This window comes from Actinacidiphila sp. bgisy144 (genome assembly GCF_057708105.1).
The window spans coordinates 1-14,915 of the sequence record NZ_JBYIRM010000042.1 but is presented as its reverse complement, the minus strand read 5'-3'; the positions used below and the strand labels follow the sequence as shown (position 1 = coordinate 14,915).

Below are 14,915 nucleotides of genomic sequence, written 5' to 3'. Positions count from 1 at the left end.
CGCTTCCTGTACTCCTTCACGCTGTGCTCGTCCGCCCCCGCCGTGCGCGGTGCGCCTGCGCGCCGCGCCCGGACCGGCTACGCGGAGGGTGATCCTGCCCCTGCGGCCGCTGCCGGGAACGGCAGCACCGCGACCGTTACGTTGTCGTGGCCGCCCCCGTCCAGCGCCATGCCGAGCAGCGAACGCGCGCTCGCCAGCGGCCTGGTGCGGGCGTCGGCCGGTACCGCCTCGGCCATCTCCGCGGCCGACTCGGCGTAGTTCCACAGCCCGTCGGTGCACACCACGACCACGCCCGGGCACTCCGGCTGGAAGGCGGCCACGTGCGGGTCGACCTCCGCGGCGTCCGCGCCGAGCCAGCCGGTGATCGCGTGGGCGCGCGCGTCGGCGTACGCCTCGGCCTCCGACATCAGCCCGGCCTCGACCATCCGCGCTGCCCATGAGTCGTCCTCGGTGAGGCGGGCGGCGGGCCGCTCGCGGTCGTCGGGCACCCAGTACGCGCGGCTGTCGCCGATCCAGCCGACGGTGAAGACCTGGCCGGTGACGACCGCGCTGACGTAGGTGCACGCCGGGGAGTTGCGGTGGATCGGCTCCTTGGGCTCCTCCGCGGCGAGCGCGCCGACCGCGTCGAAGGCGGTCAGCAGCGCCTCGCGCATCGCGTCGTCGGGCGCGGTGCCGCGTTCCAGGGCGGCGACCAGGGCGTCGCTGCCCGCGGTGGCCGCGGCGGCGGAGGCGTCGTCGGGGCGGTACGCGGTGGACACGCCGTCGCACACCACGGCCGCGACGGCGGCGGCGCCCCCCGGCAGGGCGGCGGTGGCCAGGGCGAAGGCGTCCTCGTTGCGGTGGTGGCGCAGCCCGCGGTCGCTGACCGCGGCGACGCCCGCCAACTCCCGTTCCTGGTGGTCGCGCTGGCGGGGCTGGGCGTGCCCGCAGTGCTCGCAGTAGCCGTCGTCGTCCACGCCGCCGACGCCGCAGGCCACGCAGACCGGGCCGTACGGTGCCTCCGGGTGGCCGCTGCCCGTGCTGTCCTTGCCCGTACCGCCGTTGCCCGTACCCCGGCTGCCCGTAGCACCGGTGCTGTCGGCGCCGTGGGCGGAGAAGCCGAGCGGGAGTGTGGCGTCGGAGGAGGGCGGCGGGGAGGCGGCACCCCGCGGGGGAGCGAGCACGAAGGAGCTGGTGGTGTCGCCGCCGCCCGAACCGCCCGCGTCGTGCGAGCTGCCCGCGCCGTCCGAACCGCCCTCGCCGTCCGCCCCGTCCGCCGGCTCCCCGGCGGCCTCCGGGGAGACTGGCGCGACCGGCGGCGGCGCGCTCAGATCGCGGCCGCAGGCACCGCAGAACCGGTCCCCGGGGTCGTGCGGTTCGGAGCAGCCCGGGCAGATCGCCGGGCGGGCCGCGGGCGCCTTGTGCGCCGACTCGGGCAGTGGTGGCATCGGTTCACACCCAGGTCCTGGGGCGGAAGCGGTTGGCCCGCTCCACCAGTTCGATCCTCGTACCGGTCTGGCCGGCCAGCCGGGCGAGCACCCGGTAGGACCGCTCCAGGCCGAACCGCAGTCCGCGCTCGTCCAGCGCGACGCCGAGCAGCGGCACCGCGGGCGCGCCCTCCGCACCCCCCGCGCCGGCCCGGCCGGCCAGCTGCCAGTCCAGCGCGCTGCCGTACACCTCGGTGGCGAGCTGTTCGCGGCGGTCGTGGTCCAGGCCCTGCCGCTGGAGGGCCTCGACCTGGTGGGCCGCGGAGTACAGGTCCGGCAGCAGCGGTTCCTGCGGGCCCCGGTCGCGCAGCCGGGCCCGGACGGCGGCCACCCGGGCGGCGGTGTAGTGGATGGACGACTCGGGCACCGACTCCAGCGCGCGCACCGCCCCGGCCCGGTCGCCGGACTTCAGCAGCACCCGGGCCAGCCCGAAGGCCGCGCTGACATAGCTGTGGTCGGTGGTCCACACCAGGCGGTAGTACTCGGCGGCGTTGTCGAGCTGCCCGAGTACCTCCGCGCAGATGCCCAGCGCCAGCTTCGGCGCGGGCTCGCCGGGGAACGCGTCGTAGACCGCGTCGAAGCTGAGCGCCGCGGTGGCGTGGTCGGCGGTGCACAGCGCGACCAGCCCGCGGTGCCAGACCACCCGCCAGTCGGCGCTGTCCTCGGACTCGTCGAGGCCGCGCAGCACTTCGCGGGCGCCCGGCAGGTCGTCCAGCTCCAGGTGGGCCCGCACCGCGCGCAGCCGCTTCTCCACGGAGTCGACCGGCGCGGACCGGAGCGCGGCCACCGCCTCGCCGGGTGCCGCGGCCGCTATGCCGGCCAGGAAGCCGGCGTTGGGGTCGGCGGTGTCGACGTGCGGGACGGGCAGCGCCAGGACGGCCGCGGCCGCGTCGAGCCGGGAGACGATCGGCCGCCCGGGGACGGGGACGGGGACGGGGACGGCGCCGGGCACGGCGCCGGGGACGGGAAGGGGGCCGCCGCCCGCCGCACCGGGTACGGCCGGGGCGCCCGCGGGTCCGGCCTGCGCCGGGATCGCCCGCCTGCCCCGGTCCGCGCGGGGCCGGCGTGGCGCGTCCGGCGGCCGCGACGCGCCCAGCCGCGAGGTGTCACCGGTCAGCGGCCGCACCAACTCCGTGTCCACCACCCGCAGTTCCGGCCCGAACAGGGTGGACAGCGCCGGGCGCGGGGTGCCCGACTCCAGGGCGACGACCTCGCGCAGCACCCCCAGCAGCTGGTCGGACATCTCCTCGGCCGAGGAGAACCGCTTGTGCGGGTCCGGGTCGGTGGCGCGCACCAGCAGCCGGTAGAACGACTCGTAGCGCTGGAAGACCTCGATCTTGTCGGGGTCGGGCAGGCTGTCGACGAAGATGTTGCTGTAGCCCTGGAAGTCGAAGGTCAGCACGGCCAGGGTGCGGGCGACGGTGTACAGGTCGGAGGCGACGGACGGGCCGACCTCCGCGATCTCCGGCGCCTGGTAGCCGACCGTGCCGTAGATCGCCGACTCGGTGTCGTCCATGCGGCGCACCGCGCCCATGTCGATCAGTTCGAGCCGGTCCTCGGTCTGGATCGCGTTGTCCACCTTGAAGTCGCAGTACAGCAGGTTGCGGCTGTGCAGGTGGCCGAGCGCGTCCAGCGCCTCGATGGCGAACGCGATCGCCTGGGCGACCGGCAGCGGTTCGCGCCTGCCGTCGGGGGTGCGGCGCTCGTTGGCGATCTGCTTGAGCGACTTGCCGCCGACGTACGCCATGACGATGTAGCCGTCGAGGGTGCCGGTGCGCTGGTCGAGGTGCTCGACGAAGTTGTAGATCCGCACGATGTTGGGGTGCTCGATCTCGGCGAGGAAGCGCCGCTCGGAGACCGCGGCGGCCAGCGCGTCCTCGTCGCCGGTGTCGAGCAGGCCCTTGAGCACGACCCAGCGGTTGGCGACCGCGCGGTCCCGGGCGAGGTAGATCCAGCCGAGGCCGCCGTGCGCGATGCAGCCCGCCACGTCGTACTGGCCGCGCACCACGTCGCCCGGGCGCAGCTTGGGCGTGAAGGAGTACGGGTGCCCGCACTTGGTGCAGTAGCCCTCGGTACGGCCGGGCCGCCCCTCGCGGCTGCGGCCCACCGGCGCCCCGCACTCGCCCTTGCTGCAGAAGCGCTTGCGCTCGGGCACCTCGGGGTTGGCCAGCACGGCGGCGGCCGGGTCGGCCCGCGGCACCGTGGGTACCGGGACCAGGCCGGCGCCCAGCTTGCCGCGGGTGGGGCCGGAGCCGCTGCCGCGGGTGCTGCGCACGGACACCGAGCGGCCGGTGGAGCTGCCGGCGAGGGACTGGGAGAGCCGCCCGGAGACCGACCGGCGGGAGGCCTGGGAGGAGCGCGAGGAGCGGGAGGAGGGTGCGGAGGGTGCGGAGGACGTGCCGGGGACGGAGGTGCCGCCCGAGCCGCCGGAGCCGCCCGAGCCCGCACCGAAGCCTGCACCGGAGCCTGAGCCGCCCGCCGCACCCGATCCCGCGCCCGCACCCGCGCTGCCCACCGGGGCGGCCGGTGGCGCGGCCGCGGCCGGAGCCAGCCCGCAGGTGTCGCAGTACAGGTCGCCGCCGCCCATGTCCTCCAAGGTCCCGCCGCAGCCGGGTCGCTGGCACTCGCTCACGGTCTCCCCCTCAGCCTTCCCTGTTTCTGTCCCGGTCCCTGACTGCCGCTGCCGCACTGCCGCTCATGATGCCGACCGGTACGCCGGTCGTGGTGACGCTGCCGATTCTCGCGCGCCGGCCCGCGATCGCACGCGAGCCCGCATTCGTAGACGTGTCCGAGGCAGTCCCCGATGCCGCACCCGAGGCCGTCCCCGGTGCCGTCCCCGCGGGCGCCTTCATGCCGGGCTCCGGTCGGTGGGGGTGCGCGGGGTGCCGCCCAGGTCGCTGACGGCCTGCTGGTAGCGGCGCACCGCCCGTTCGGCCGCGCCCAGGTCGCAGGGCGCGGTCCACAGCAACCGCCGTGCCTGGTCGTACCGTTCGATCAGCACCGGGTCCTCGGCCATGCCGAGCCGGGCCACCTTCGCCCGGTAGGCGTCCAGGCGGCCGCGCAGTTCCGCCCGGACCGCCAGCGGGGCGGTGACCGCGGTCAACGACTCGCGGGCGCGCAGCAGTTCCTCGTCCGCGTGGCCCTCCAGGCTGTCGAGCAGCGGGGAGAGCCGGTGCCACTGCGCGGTGCGGGCGAACTCCTCGGCCGCGGCGAGCCGTTCGTGCAGTGCGGCGGCCGGGCCGCTGACCGCGGGCACGTCGGAGGCGAGGATCTTCGAGAGCACCTCCACCCGGGCGCCGCGCGCCTCGGTGAGGGTGCGGTCGGCCCGTGACATCACGTCCCGCAGCCGCCCGAGCCGGTGCTCGGCGTCGTCGCGCACGTGCAGCACCGCCTCGACCTCGCGCCGGATCTCCTCCAGCCGCCGCCCCGCGTCGTCGTAGCCCGAAGTGTCGGGGCGGCCGGGGGCCGGCCGCGGGTTCCAGAAGGCCAGCGGGTCGGCCACCGTACGGGCCCGCAGCTCCTTCAACTCCGCTACCAGCGACTCCAGTTCGTCCCCGGCGGGGTGCTCGCCCGGGCGGACGCCCACCGAGTGGGCCAGTGAGCGCACCCGCTGCGTCTCGGCGGCCAGCAGGTCGATCCTGGCCGGCAGCGCGGACCACACCGCGTCCGCGGCGGCCACGGTCTCCATGGCCTGGTCGTACCAGGTGTTCATCCGGCGGACCAGCTCGTCCAGGCTCAACTGCTCGGTGGCGCGGGCCGGTCCGGTCAGCGAGCGCTCGTGGTCCGGCACGGCCGCGCCGACCACGGTGATGCCGTCGCCGCGCAACAGCTCGGTGAGCCTGGCCAGTTCGGTCTGGGTCGGCCAGCGGCGGCGGGCCCGCAGCTCGCGGGCGGTGTCCAGCGCGGCGGTGTACGCGTCGAAGTGCGCCCACAGCGCGGTGATCGCCGTGTCGGTGCGCTCCCACCGCTCCTTGGTGACGCCGGTCAGCTCGGCGCCTTCGAGCAGTCTGCGCCCGGAGTGGTCCTGGAGGGCGAGTAGGGAGGTCTCGACGGCTTCGTGCTCGGCGCCGAGCCGTTCCAGCGCAAGATCGACATCCTCCCGGCCCATGACCGGGCCGGAGGCTCCCGCGACCGCCATCACACCCTCTTTCTCTTCCCGTCCGCCGGTCGGCCTTACTGGTACGTCCTACGGGTACGTCCTGCTGATATGTCCTACCGGGCGCTTCCTGCCGCTACTTGTACGTCGGCGCCGGCGGTCCGGTGACCCCCGGCAGGTCCTTGGCGAGCCAGGTCTCGTACGCGTGCATCCAGGCGCTGTCCGCGCCGCCCGCCTCATAGGCCGCCAGCACCTGGTTGACCCGGCGCACCAGGTCCTGGTCGTCCAGGTTCATGGCCACACCGTACGGCTCCTTGGTGACCGGTTGGCCGACGAGGTGCACCGTCGGGTCCTGCGCGGCCTGTCCGGCGGCGAGCGCGTTGTCGGTGAACACCGCGTCGACCTGGCCGAGTTGGAGCAGCACCAGGCAGTCGAGCTGGTTGTCGACGGTGGTGACGCGCGCGCCGTGGGCGCCCTGCTGGAGTTTCGCGTACCCGGTCGAGCCGCTGGCGGTGCACACCCGCTTGCCGGCCAGGCTGTCGTCGAAGCCGGTGATCGCGGAGTCCTTGGGCACCAGCAGCTGCTGTCCCGCCTCGAAGTAGGCGATGGAGAACGCGACCTGCTTCAGCCGGTCGCAGGTGATCGACATGGTGCGCACCACCATGTCGACCTTGTGGTCCTGTATGTCCGGCACCCGCTTGTCGGTCGGCACGGTCAGGTACTGCACCTTCGCCGAACTGCCCAGGATGTTCTGGGCGATGGCCTTGACGATGTCGATGTCGAAGCCCGTGATGGCGCCGGTCTCCGGGTCGCGGAAGCCCCACAGGTAGCTGTTCTGGTCCACGCCGACGATGAGCCGGCCGCGCTTCCTGATCCGCTCCACGGCGGCGCCGTCGGTGCTGCCGGACGACGGCGACAGGCTCGCCTCGGGCGTGGTGCAGCTGCCGGCGTCGGTGGCGGCGGCGTCCTGGACGTGCACGGTCCGGCCCGTGGCGACCCCCGGGGTGTCCCCGGCGGCCGAACCGCCGCCGAGCGGCCCCACGCCCAGCGGGCCCAGCGCCGCCGTGACGGTCAGCGCGCACGCCGCCGCCATCGCCGCGACCCCGCCCCATCCGCGTGCTGTACGGCTCATCGCGACCTCCCTGCTCCCGGCCCGGCCGGACCGGCCCCGCCCCGGGGTACGTGTGTCCGTGCGCATGGCGCTCACCGGTACTCCGACAGGCGCCGCCCGACGCCGATGACCGCCGCGCCCGCGGCGAGCAGTGCGAGCACCCCGGCGCCGACCGGCAGCAGGGCGAGCGCGCCGCGCCCGTCCGTCGCGGCCTGGTGGAACTCCTGCTGCTCCTGCGCGACGGCCTTGCCCAGGCTGGTGTCGACCGCGTCGAAGGTCTGCGCGGTGGTCTCGGTGACGGTGGCGCCGCTGCTCTTCTTCCCGCCGATCACCTCGGCAACCGCGGTGGTGTAGTCACCGCTGTCGTCGGCCGACCGCTCGTCGGTGTGGCGCTGCCGCCACTCGGCCACGTTCGCGATCGCGGAGCGTACCGGGGCGCGCCCGGCCTCCTTGTCGGCCAGCGCCAGTGCCTGCGCCAACTCGCTGCCCCGGCCCGCCCGGTCGCCGGCGGCCGGCCCGGCCAGCGCGTCCATCTCCTTGCTGAAGCTCTCCTCGTACGCGTCGCCCGAACCGCGCGCGACCAGCGTCAGGTTCTCGTCGCCGCGGGCCTGGAGCACGTCGGTCCTGGCGTTGTTGAGCACCTGCATCGACTGCGCGCCGTGGTGGTAGGAGTCCGCGAGGTCGGTACGGGCCACGGTGTGCGCGGCGACCAGCCACAGCAGCACCACCGACGTCGCCGCCGTCGCGGTCAGCATGCCCTGGTTGAACACCCGGTTGGTGCGGCGGTAGTGCCGCCGCTGCGCCCACACCAGCGTGCCCAGCGCGATCACCCCCAGCGCCCACGACGCGTACGGCAGGGCCTTCGCGTCGGCGTAGTCGGCGCCGAGCCGGCCGTTCTCCGCCTGGTAGAGCTTGTCGGCCGCGTCCAGCAGGCCGCCCTGCTTGCGCATCTGCTGGTCGGCGTAGCGCAGGTAGGCGCCGCCGAGCGGCAGGCCCTGCCGGTTGTCGGCCTGCGCGGTCGCCACCAGCTCGGTGTAGTGCGGGAGTTGGCTGTTGAGGGCGGCGATCTGGGTGCGCGCCTCCTTGGACCCGGCGCTGTTCGCGGCGGCGTCGGCGATGAGTTCGGCGGCGGTGGTGATGTCCCGCTGGTAGCGGTCGGAGACCGCTTTCGGCTCCTCGCCGCCGACGAGGAAACCGCCCGCGACGGTGGCGTCCGCGTCGGCGAGGGACCGGTAGATCTCGGCGGCGTTGGCGCTGAGCGGGCCGCTGTGGTCGATCACGTTGCCCGCCGCGGACTGCCGTTCGGCGACCTGCCACGCGGTGACGGCGCCGAAGGCGACCACGACGACGGCCAGTACCGCGCCGACCACCCGCAGCCGGCCCGGCTCCGTGGTGGCCGCCGCGCGCACCCGGGTGAGGGACTCCCGCCAGGCGGCGCGGCGCGGGGCGTGCGCAGCCGGCGGCAACGGGTGGGCGGGGGCGCCCTGGTGGCCCCGCGCCTGGCCCGGTACCGGCGCCGGCACCTGTGCCGTGCCCGTGGTGTTGCCGGTTGGCGTCTGCGTCACGCACCCTCCCCACAGAGCGTTCGGTGTGCAGCAGCAGTATGGCTGCCGTCTGCTACCTCTGCACACGCCTGGGGCCGCCGCGCGGTTCCTGGCCACCCTGTGCCCCGGGCCCGGCCCCCGGTCCCCGCTCTAGCGGTAGTGCGCGCGCAGCGCGGTGTGCGCGTCGGGCGGGGCCGCGGTGCGGTCCAGCCCGAGCAGTGCCGCCCCGAGCACCGGGGGCGCGGTGACCACGTGCGCGCGGGCCTTGGGCGCGGCCGCGGCGAGCCCGGCGGTGACGCCGTCCAGCAGCCGAGCGTTGCCCGCCGCCAGCACTCCGCCGCCGAGCACCACGTCCACCTCGTCGTCGAGGAGTTCCAGCCGCCGCAGCGCGACCGTGGCGAGCGCGACCACCTCCTCGGCCTGCCGGTCGACGACGGACCGGGCCACCGGGTCGCCCGCGTCGGCGGTCGCGAAGAGCACCGGCGTCAGCTCGTACCGCCGCTCGTACGGGATGTGCGCCAGGTGCAGCGCCTCGATCAGCTCGTACATGGTGCGCAGCCCGAAGTGCGCGGGCAGCGCCGCGGCCAGCGCGGTCGGGCCGCCCCGGCCGTCCTCGGCGCGCGCGGCGAGGTACAGCGCCTCCTCGGCCAGGCCCGAACCGCCGCCCCAGTCACCGGAGATCTTCCCGATCGCGGGGAAGCGCGCGGTGCGCCCGTCCGGCAGCAGCCCGACGCAGTTGATCCCGGCGCCGCACACCACGGCGACGCCGCGCGGCTGCGCCACGCCCGCCCGCAGGACCGCGAACGTGTCGTTGGCGACGTGGGTCTCGCGCGCCCAGCCGCGCGCGTGCAGCGCCTGCCGCAACTGCCGCTCCTCGACCGGCAGATCGGCGTTGGCCAGGCACGCCGAGGTGTGCTCGGCCAGTGGCCGGCCGCCGCGGTCGCCCGCCGCGGGCAGCCCGGCGGCCGCGGCCGCGCGCTCCACCGCGTCGGCGACGACCGCCACGGCCCGGTCGACCCCGGTGACCGGCGGCTGGAAGCCGCCGGCGCGGGCGCCGCCCAGCACCCGTCCGTCGGCGGCGACCAGCGCCACGTCGGTCTTGCTGTTGCCCGCGTCGACGGCGAGGACGCCGCCGGGGACGAGCGGCTCGGATGTCACGCCCACGCGAAGTGCTCCCGGTTGTGCGCGATCAGCCGGTCGGTCAGGCCGTCGGCGTACGCGTACTGGCCGATCAGCGGGTGGGCCAGCAGCGCGGCGAAGACCCGGTCCCGGCCGCCGCGCAGCGCCGCGTCCAGCGCCAGGTCCTCGTACGCGGTGACGCTCGCGACCAGGCCGGCGAAGAGCGGCTCCAGCGGCGGCACCGGCAGCGGGGTGGCGCCGGTGCCGTCCACCCGCGCGGGCACCTCGACGACGGCGTCGTCCGGCAGGAAGGGCAGCGTGCCGTTGTTGTAGGTGTTGACCACCTGCACGTCGCCGGTCCACGACGGCGACGGCGGGCGCAGCAGCGAGGCGGCGAGCGCGACGGCCGCCTCGGAGTAGAAGGCGCCGCCCCGCTTGGACAGCAACTCCGGCTTCTCGTCCAGCGCCGGGTCGCCGTACATCGCCAGCAACTGCTTCTCCATCGCGGCGACTTCGGCGGCCCGCGACGGCTTGGTGCCCAGCTCGCGCACCACCGCGTCGTGCGCGTAGTAGTAGCGCAGGTAGTACGACGGCACGACGCCGAGCCGGTCCACCAGGGTGCGCGGCATGTGCAGGTCCTCGGCGATGGCGTCGCCGTGCTCGGCGAGCAGCCGCGGCAGCACGTCCGCGCCGTCCGGTCCGCCCAGCCGCACCCCGCGCTCCCAGGTGAGGTGGTTCAGGCCCACGTGGTCGAGGTGCACCTGCTCGGGGGTGACGTCCAGCAGCCGGGCGAACTTCCGCTGGAAGCCGATGGCCACGTTGCATAGGCCGACCGCCTTGTGCCCGGCCTGGAGCAGCGCCCGGGTGACGATGCCGACCGGGTTGGTGAAGTCGATGATCCAGGCGTCCGGGGCGGTCCTGCGCACCTGCTCGGCGATGTCGAGCACCACCGGCACGGTGCGCATCGCCTTGGCGAGCCCGCCCGCGCCGGTGGTCTCCTGGCCGACGCAGCCGCACTCCAGCGGCCAGGTCTCGTCCTGGTTGCGCGCGGCCTGTCCGCCGACGCGCAGTTGGAGCAGGACCGCGTCGGCGCCGGCCACGCCCGCGGCGACGTCGTCGGTGGTGACGATCCGCCCGGGGTGCCCCTGCTTCGCGAAGATCCGCCGGGCCAGCCCGCCGACCAGCTCCAGCCTTTCGGCGGCCGGGTCGATCAGCACCAGCTCCTCCACCGGCAGCGTCTCCCGCAACCGCGCGAACCCGTCGACCAGTTCGGGCGTGTAGGTGGAACCGCCGCCCACGACTGCGAGTTTCAACCTTTGACTCCTGTCAGCGTCACACCTTCGATGAAGGCTTTCTGTGCGAATGCGAGGAAGAGGACCACGACCACCGGGGCCGTCACGAGAACGGCGGCCGCCGGGTCGGATTCCCGTGGGTGTGGTGGCCGCCACGGGTGCGGTCGCGGGTGCGGGGTCAGCGGGAGGTGTCGAACACCTCGTCGCGGGTGGTGGCGAGCGCGCTCTCCAGGGCGCCGCTCAGCACGGGGTGCAGCGCGACGGTGCCGAGCACCAACCGAGGCCGGGGTACGGCCAGTTCGGCCAGCTCGGACTGGATCAAGGCGCGCAGCGGCTCGCCGCCGGAGACCGTGACGTCGCCGGCCAGCACGATCAGTTCAGGGTCGAGCACCGCGACGATCGAGGCGAGGCCGATGGCGTGCCCGGTGGCGCAGCGGGCCAGCAACTCCGCGTACGGGCCCGCGGGTTCGCCGCCGCCGTCCGCGCCGGCCGCCTCCTGGTGGAAGTCCGCGGCCCGGCGCAGCAGTTCGGCCGCGGCGTCCTCCAGGCTGCCGTCCGGCACGTCGATCCCGAGTTCGCGGGCGATGCGCAGGACCGCGTTGCACCCGGCCAGCTCCTGGAAGCCGCCGTTGTTGGCCTTGGCGACGTTGCGGACCAGGGGGGTGCCGGGCACCGGCAGGAAGCCGACCTCGCCGGCGCCGCCGGTCCAGCCGCGGTGCAGCCGCCCGCCGAGGACGAAGGCCGCGCCGATGCCCTCCTCGTTCCACAGCAGCGCGAAGTCCCCGTGGCCGCGGGCCGCGCCGAGGCGCTGCTCGGCGATCGCGGCGAGGTTCACGTCGTTGTCGTACTCCAGCGGGATCGGCAGCGCCGCGGCCAGCTCGTCGAGCAGGCTGGGGGAGTGCCAGCCGGGCAGGTGGCTGGCGTAGCGCAGCCGCCCGGTGCTCGGGTCGAACGCGCCGGGGGTGCCGATCACCACCCGGTGCAGGTCGGCGCGGCCGAGCCCGGCGGCCTTCAGCGCGCCCTCCAGCGCCTGCACCACCTGCGGCACGGCGCTGCCGGCCGGGTGGGTCGGCGTGGGCAGCCGGAAGTCGCCGACCGTGCGGCCGGTGATGTCGGCGACCGCGGCCCTGATCCGCTCGGTCTTCACGTCGAGCCCGGCGACGTAGGCGGCCGCCGGGTTCACCGAGTACAACTGGGCGTTGGGCCCCGGGCGGCCCGCGGTGGTGCCGGTGGCCAGCACCAGCCCGGCCGCCTCCAGCCGCGCGAGCAACTGCGACGCGGTGGGCTTCGACAGGCCGGTGAGCTTGCCGATGCGGGTACGCGAGAGCGTGCCGTGCTCCAGCAGGAGGTCGAGCGCGGCGCGGTCGTTCATGGCGCGCAGGACGCGCGGCGTTCCGGGAGTGCCAGCCATGCGCGCCATCCTCCCCCAATTCACTGTTAGTAAACTTTCCTATCTGCATGTCAAAATAGGCCCGCCCCCAGCCAAGCGTCAAGCCCCCCGCGGCCCCGCCCCCGCCCAACCCGTGATGAAGCGGTGTCAGCGCGCGCGGGTGGCGGTGAGGCCGAGCGCCTGGCGGACGGCGCGCTCCTGCTGCACCGAGTCCTCGCTCCGGAGGGCACGGGTGTCGCGCCTGATCGATGCGCGGGTGCTGTCCTCCGAAGCGTCGCGCCACCGCCCGGCGAGCAGGTCGACGCGGCGCAGCAGCGCGTCGAGCGGGCCCCTTGCGCGTGCGGGCCAGGTGCGCCGGCGCAGCAACTGCGCCTCGATGGTGAGCGAGTCGGCCATGCCGCCCGCCCACAACTGGTAGGAGGACAGGTCGTTCTCGCCCTGCGACGCCGGGTCCTGCGCGAGGGCGGTCTCCGGCCGGTCGGTGGCGTCGAGGTAGGCGTACTGGTCGGGGTCGAGCGTGGTCCGGTCGCGGCGCAGCGAGACGTCGCTCGTGCCGTCGCGGTGCGTCCAGTAGCAGATGATGTCCTGGTCGCCCGCGGCCCACTCCGCCCGCGTCGGCAGGAGGGAGCGGGCCAGGACCTCCGTCGGGGAGAGGGTCCAGCTGTCCATGTCGTAGGGCGTCACGAGGTTCTCGCAGTCGCCCTCGGCGGTGTCCGTCAGGTCCTCCGAGGAGGGGTAGGGCAGGCGGCCCTGGTAGAAGGTGAACCGGCCGTACACCTCGGCGTCGTGCCGGCTCGTGCACGGCACGATGTGCACGGGCGCGAGGGGCATCGTCGCACCGATGAGGGTGAGCGTGCGGTCCGCGGTGAAGCAGTCGCCCAGCGCCAGATGCCGCGGGTCGGGGTCGGCGGTGTGCGGGTCCGCCGACGGCGTGGGGCGCGCAGTCACGTGACCCCGGTGGTTCGAGGGCGCGGAGCCCTGGCACGACGCCAGCGCCAACGGCACGAGAAGGGCCGCCGCCGTGGCCGTGGACACGCGTCGGACGATCGACCGGCTGCTCACAGATCCCCCCAGATCCTCGCGCTCCCGCGGCCGTGCCGCACGGCGGGAGTGACGACCGTACCAACGGGGAAGCGGCCGTGTCCCGGGCGTTGTCCGGGCGGAAGAGGTGCGGCGGGAGCACCGGGCCCAAACCGGGCGGGGGCTTACGGGGTGGGGGAGGAGCTGCGGCGGTCGGCGTAGCTGCGGACGGCGCGGAGGAAGTCCAGTTCGCGGAAGGCGGGCCAGTAGGCCTCGCAGAAGTACAGCTCGGCGTGGGCGCTCTGCCACAGCAGGAAGTTGGACATCCGCTGCTCGCCGCTGGTGCGGATGACCAGGTCGGGGTCGGGCTGCCCGGCGGTGTACAGGTGCCGGGCCACGTCGTCGAGGTCGATCTCGTCGGCGAGTTCGCCCAGGGTGCGGCCCGACTCGGCCTGCTCGTAGAGCAGTTCGCGCAGCGCGTCGACCACTTCCTGGCGGCCGCCGTAGCCGATGGCGAGGGTGACGTGCGCACCGGTCGCGCAGCCGCTCGTCGCGGCCACCGCCTCCTTCAGCACGCGGGCGGTACGGTCGGGCAGCGCGTCCAGCGTTCCCGCGACGTGCAGTTGGCGGCGGGCGCCGGCCCCGGCCAGGCGCCGGCCGACCAGGTCCTCGATCAGGCCCATCAGGAACGCCACTTCGGCGCTGTCGCGGCGGGCCAGGTTCTCCGTGGAGCACACGAACACCGTCACGTGGGTCACGCCCAGCCGGTCGCACCAGCCGAGCACCTCCTCCACGTGCTCGCCGCCCGCCCGGTGCCCCTGGCTCGGGCTGGCCAGGCCCATCTGCCGGGCCCAGCGCCGGTTGCCGTCCATGATCAGCCCGATGTGCCGCGGCAGCGGCCCGGACGCGGCGACCTTGCGGCGCAACCGCCGCGTGTACAGGGCATACAGCGGACCGGCCATGCGCATGCCGCGCTCCTTCCGGGACAGGCCGCGGACCCCTTCGTCGGACCCGCTACAACACGAAACGATGCCACGCCCGACCTGTTACGTCCCCCGGTCCGGCCGGAACCGCGGCCGCGCCCGCGCCCCCCGCGGCGTCAGGGGATCGCGGAGGCGGCGGGGAGGAGCGCCGTCGGCCAGCTGGCGGAGGAGGTCCACCGGTGCCAGCCCGCGGCGGGGGCGAAGGGCCCGTCGGCGCTCTTGATCATGGCCAGCACCTGGTCGCGGGCGGCCTCGACGGCGGCGTGGTCGGTGTCGTCGACGACGCCGAGCCGGCGCCCCTGGGCGTACTCGTCCTCGTCCTTCCAGGTCCACCGGGAGAGGTCGGGGCTGACGACGAGGTCGAGGAGGAGGTCGAAGGTGTCGAAGCCGAGGCCGGTGCGGCGCAGCGGCCGCTGGAAGTTGACGTACCAGTGGTCGAGGCGGTGGTCGCCGTCGGGCGTGTAGAAGGCGTTGACGCTGAAGTACGTCGCCGGGGGGTTCCAGAGCAGCAGGACGGTGTCCTGCCAGGTCCAGCGGCCCAGCCGCCAGTCGCCCGAGGCGAGGTCGTCCAGCGCCCGCATCCGCCCGACCCGCTGCCCGGACACCTGCGTCGCGATCCAGGCCGCCGGGGCCAGGGACTGGGCGCCGGGGCGGCAGGCCGCGACCAGCGCTTCGGGGTCGTCGTTCACCACGCGGAGCGCCTGGGCGCTCCAGACCCTGCCTCGGAAGACGTCCCTGCGGACGACCGTCGTTCCCGGGGCGAACGGTGCCATGTCGCCACCTCCTCGGCCGGATTCCTGCCCGGCGCCTGCGGCGGCCACCCCGGCGGGCGGAGGCACGCGACCGGCGCGGGTGGCCGCGGGGGGGGGGGGGGGGGGGGGGGGGGGGGGGGCG

11 protein-coding genes and 1 pseudogene are annotated in these 14,915 nt (G+C 75.1%); all 12 read right to left on the bottom strand.

The genetic code is table 11. The features are described from left to right. Window positions 1–77 precede the first annotated feature (77 nt). Window positions 78–1,427 carry a protein phosphatase 2C domain-containing protein gene (locus AC3EVP_RS32900; RefSeq protein ID WP_435136352.1) on the bottom strand — a complete coding sequence of 450 codons (1,350 nt, stop codon included), beginning with the start codon at window positions 1,425–1,427 and terminating at the stop codon, window positions 78–80. A 4-nt stretch (window positions 1,428–1,431) separates the two neighbouring features. Beyond that, complete coding sequence (locus AC3EVP_RS32895) at window positions 1,432–4,053, bottom strand: serine/threonine-protein kinase (RefSeq protein WP_435136453.1); 2,622 nt, start codon at window positions 4,051–4,053, stop codon at window positions 1,432–1,434. A 261-nt stretch (window positions 4,054–4,314) separates the two neighbouring features. Then, window positions 4,315–5,604, bottom strand: coding sequence for a hypothetical protein (locus AC3EVP_RS32890; protein WP_435136349.1), 1,290 nt, complete (start codon window positions 5,602–5,604; stop codon window positions 4,315–4,317). Between the two features lie 94 nt (window positions 5,605–5,698). Beyond that, window positions 5,699–6,694, bottom strand: a complete 996-nt coding sequence (locus tag AC3EVP_RS32885) for a glutamate ABC transporter substrate-binding protein (protein ID WP_435136346.1) — start codon at window positions 6,692–6,694, stop codon at window positions 5,699–5,701. Between the two features lie 71 nt (window positions 6,695–6,765). Beyond that, window positions 6,766–8,238 (bottom strand): hypothetical protein, encoded by a 1,473-nt coding sequence (locus AC3EVP_RS32880; RefSeq protein ID WP_435136343.1) that lies wholly within the window; start codon window positions 8,236–8,238, stop codon window positions 6,766–6,768. Between the two features lie 129 nt (window positions 8,239–8,367). Continuing rightward, window positions 8,368–9,381 carry an N-acetylglucosamine kinase gene (locus AC3EVP_RS32875; RefSeq protein ID WP_335977993.1) on the bottom strand — a complete coding sequence of 338 codons (1,014 nt, stop codon included), beginning with the start codon at window positions 9,379–9,381 and terminating at the stop codon, window positions 8,368–8,370. After that, a complete protein-coding gene (locus AC3EVP_RS32870) occupies window positions 9,372–10,649 on the bottom strand; it encodes a family 4 glycosyl hydrolase (RefSeq protein WP_435136340.1) in 1,278 nt (425 codons plus the stop codon). Before AC3EVP_RS32870 ends, AC3EVP_RS32875 begins: the two co-directional genes overlap by 10 nt. Continuing rightward, window positions 10,646–10,785 (bottom strand): annotated as a pseudogene (locus AC3EVP_RS32865) (carbohydrate ABC transporter permease); the annotation flags it as partial. The gene AC3EVP_RS32870 and the pseudogene AC3EVP_RS32865, both read right to left, overlap by 4 nt. Before the next feature lie 21 nt (window positions 10,786–10,806). Beyond that, window positions 10,807–12,048: an ROK family transcriptional regulator gene (locus AC3EVP_RS32860; RefSeq protein ID WP_435136337.1), complete on the bottom strand. Its 1,242-nt coding sequence runs from the start codon at window positions 12,046–12,048 to the stop codon at window positions 10,807–10,809. Window positions 12,049–12,165: 117 nt separating this feature from the next. Further along, window positions 12,166–12,966, bottom strand: a complete 801-nt coding sequence (locus AC3EVP_RS32855; RefSeq protein WP_435136334.1) for a septum formation family protein — start codon at window positions 12,964–12,966, stop codon at window positions 12,166–12,168. A gap of 257 nt (window positions 12,967–13,223) precedes the next feature. Continuing rightward, a complete protein-coding gene (uppS, locus tag AC3EVP_RS32850; protein WP_435136331.1) occupies window positions 13,224–14,006 on the bottom strand; it encodes a polyprenyl diphosphate synthase in 783 nt (260 codons plus the stop codon). A gap of 131 nt (window positions 14,007–14,137) precedes the next feature. Then, window positions 14,138–14,794 (bottom strand): ribonuclease FAU-1 family protein, encoded by a 657-nt coding sequence (locus AC3EVP_RS32845; RefSeq protein ID WP_435136328.1) that lies wholly within the window; start codon window positions 14,792–14,794, stop codon window positions 14,138–14,140. Window positions 14,795–14,915: the final 121 nt, after the last annotated feature.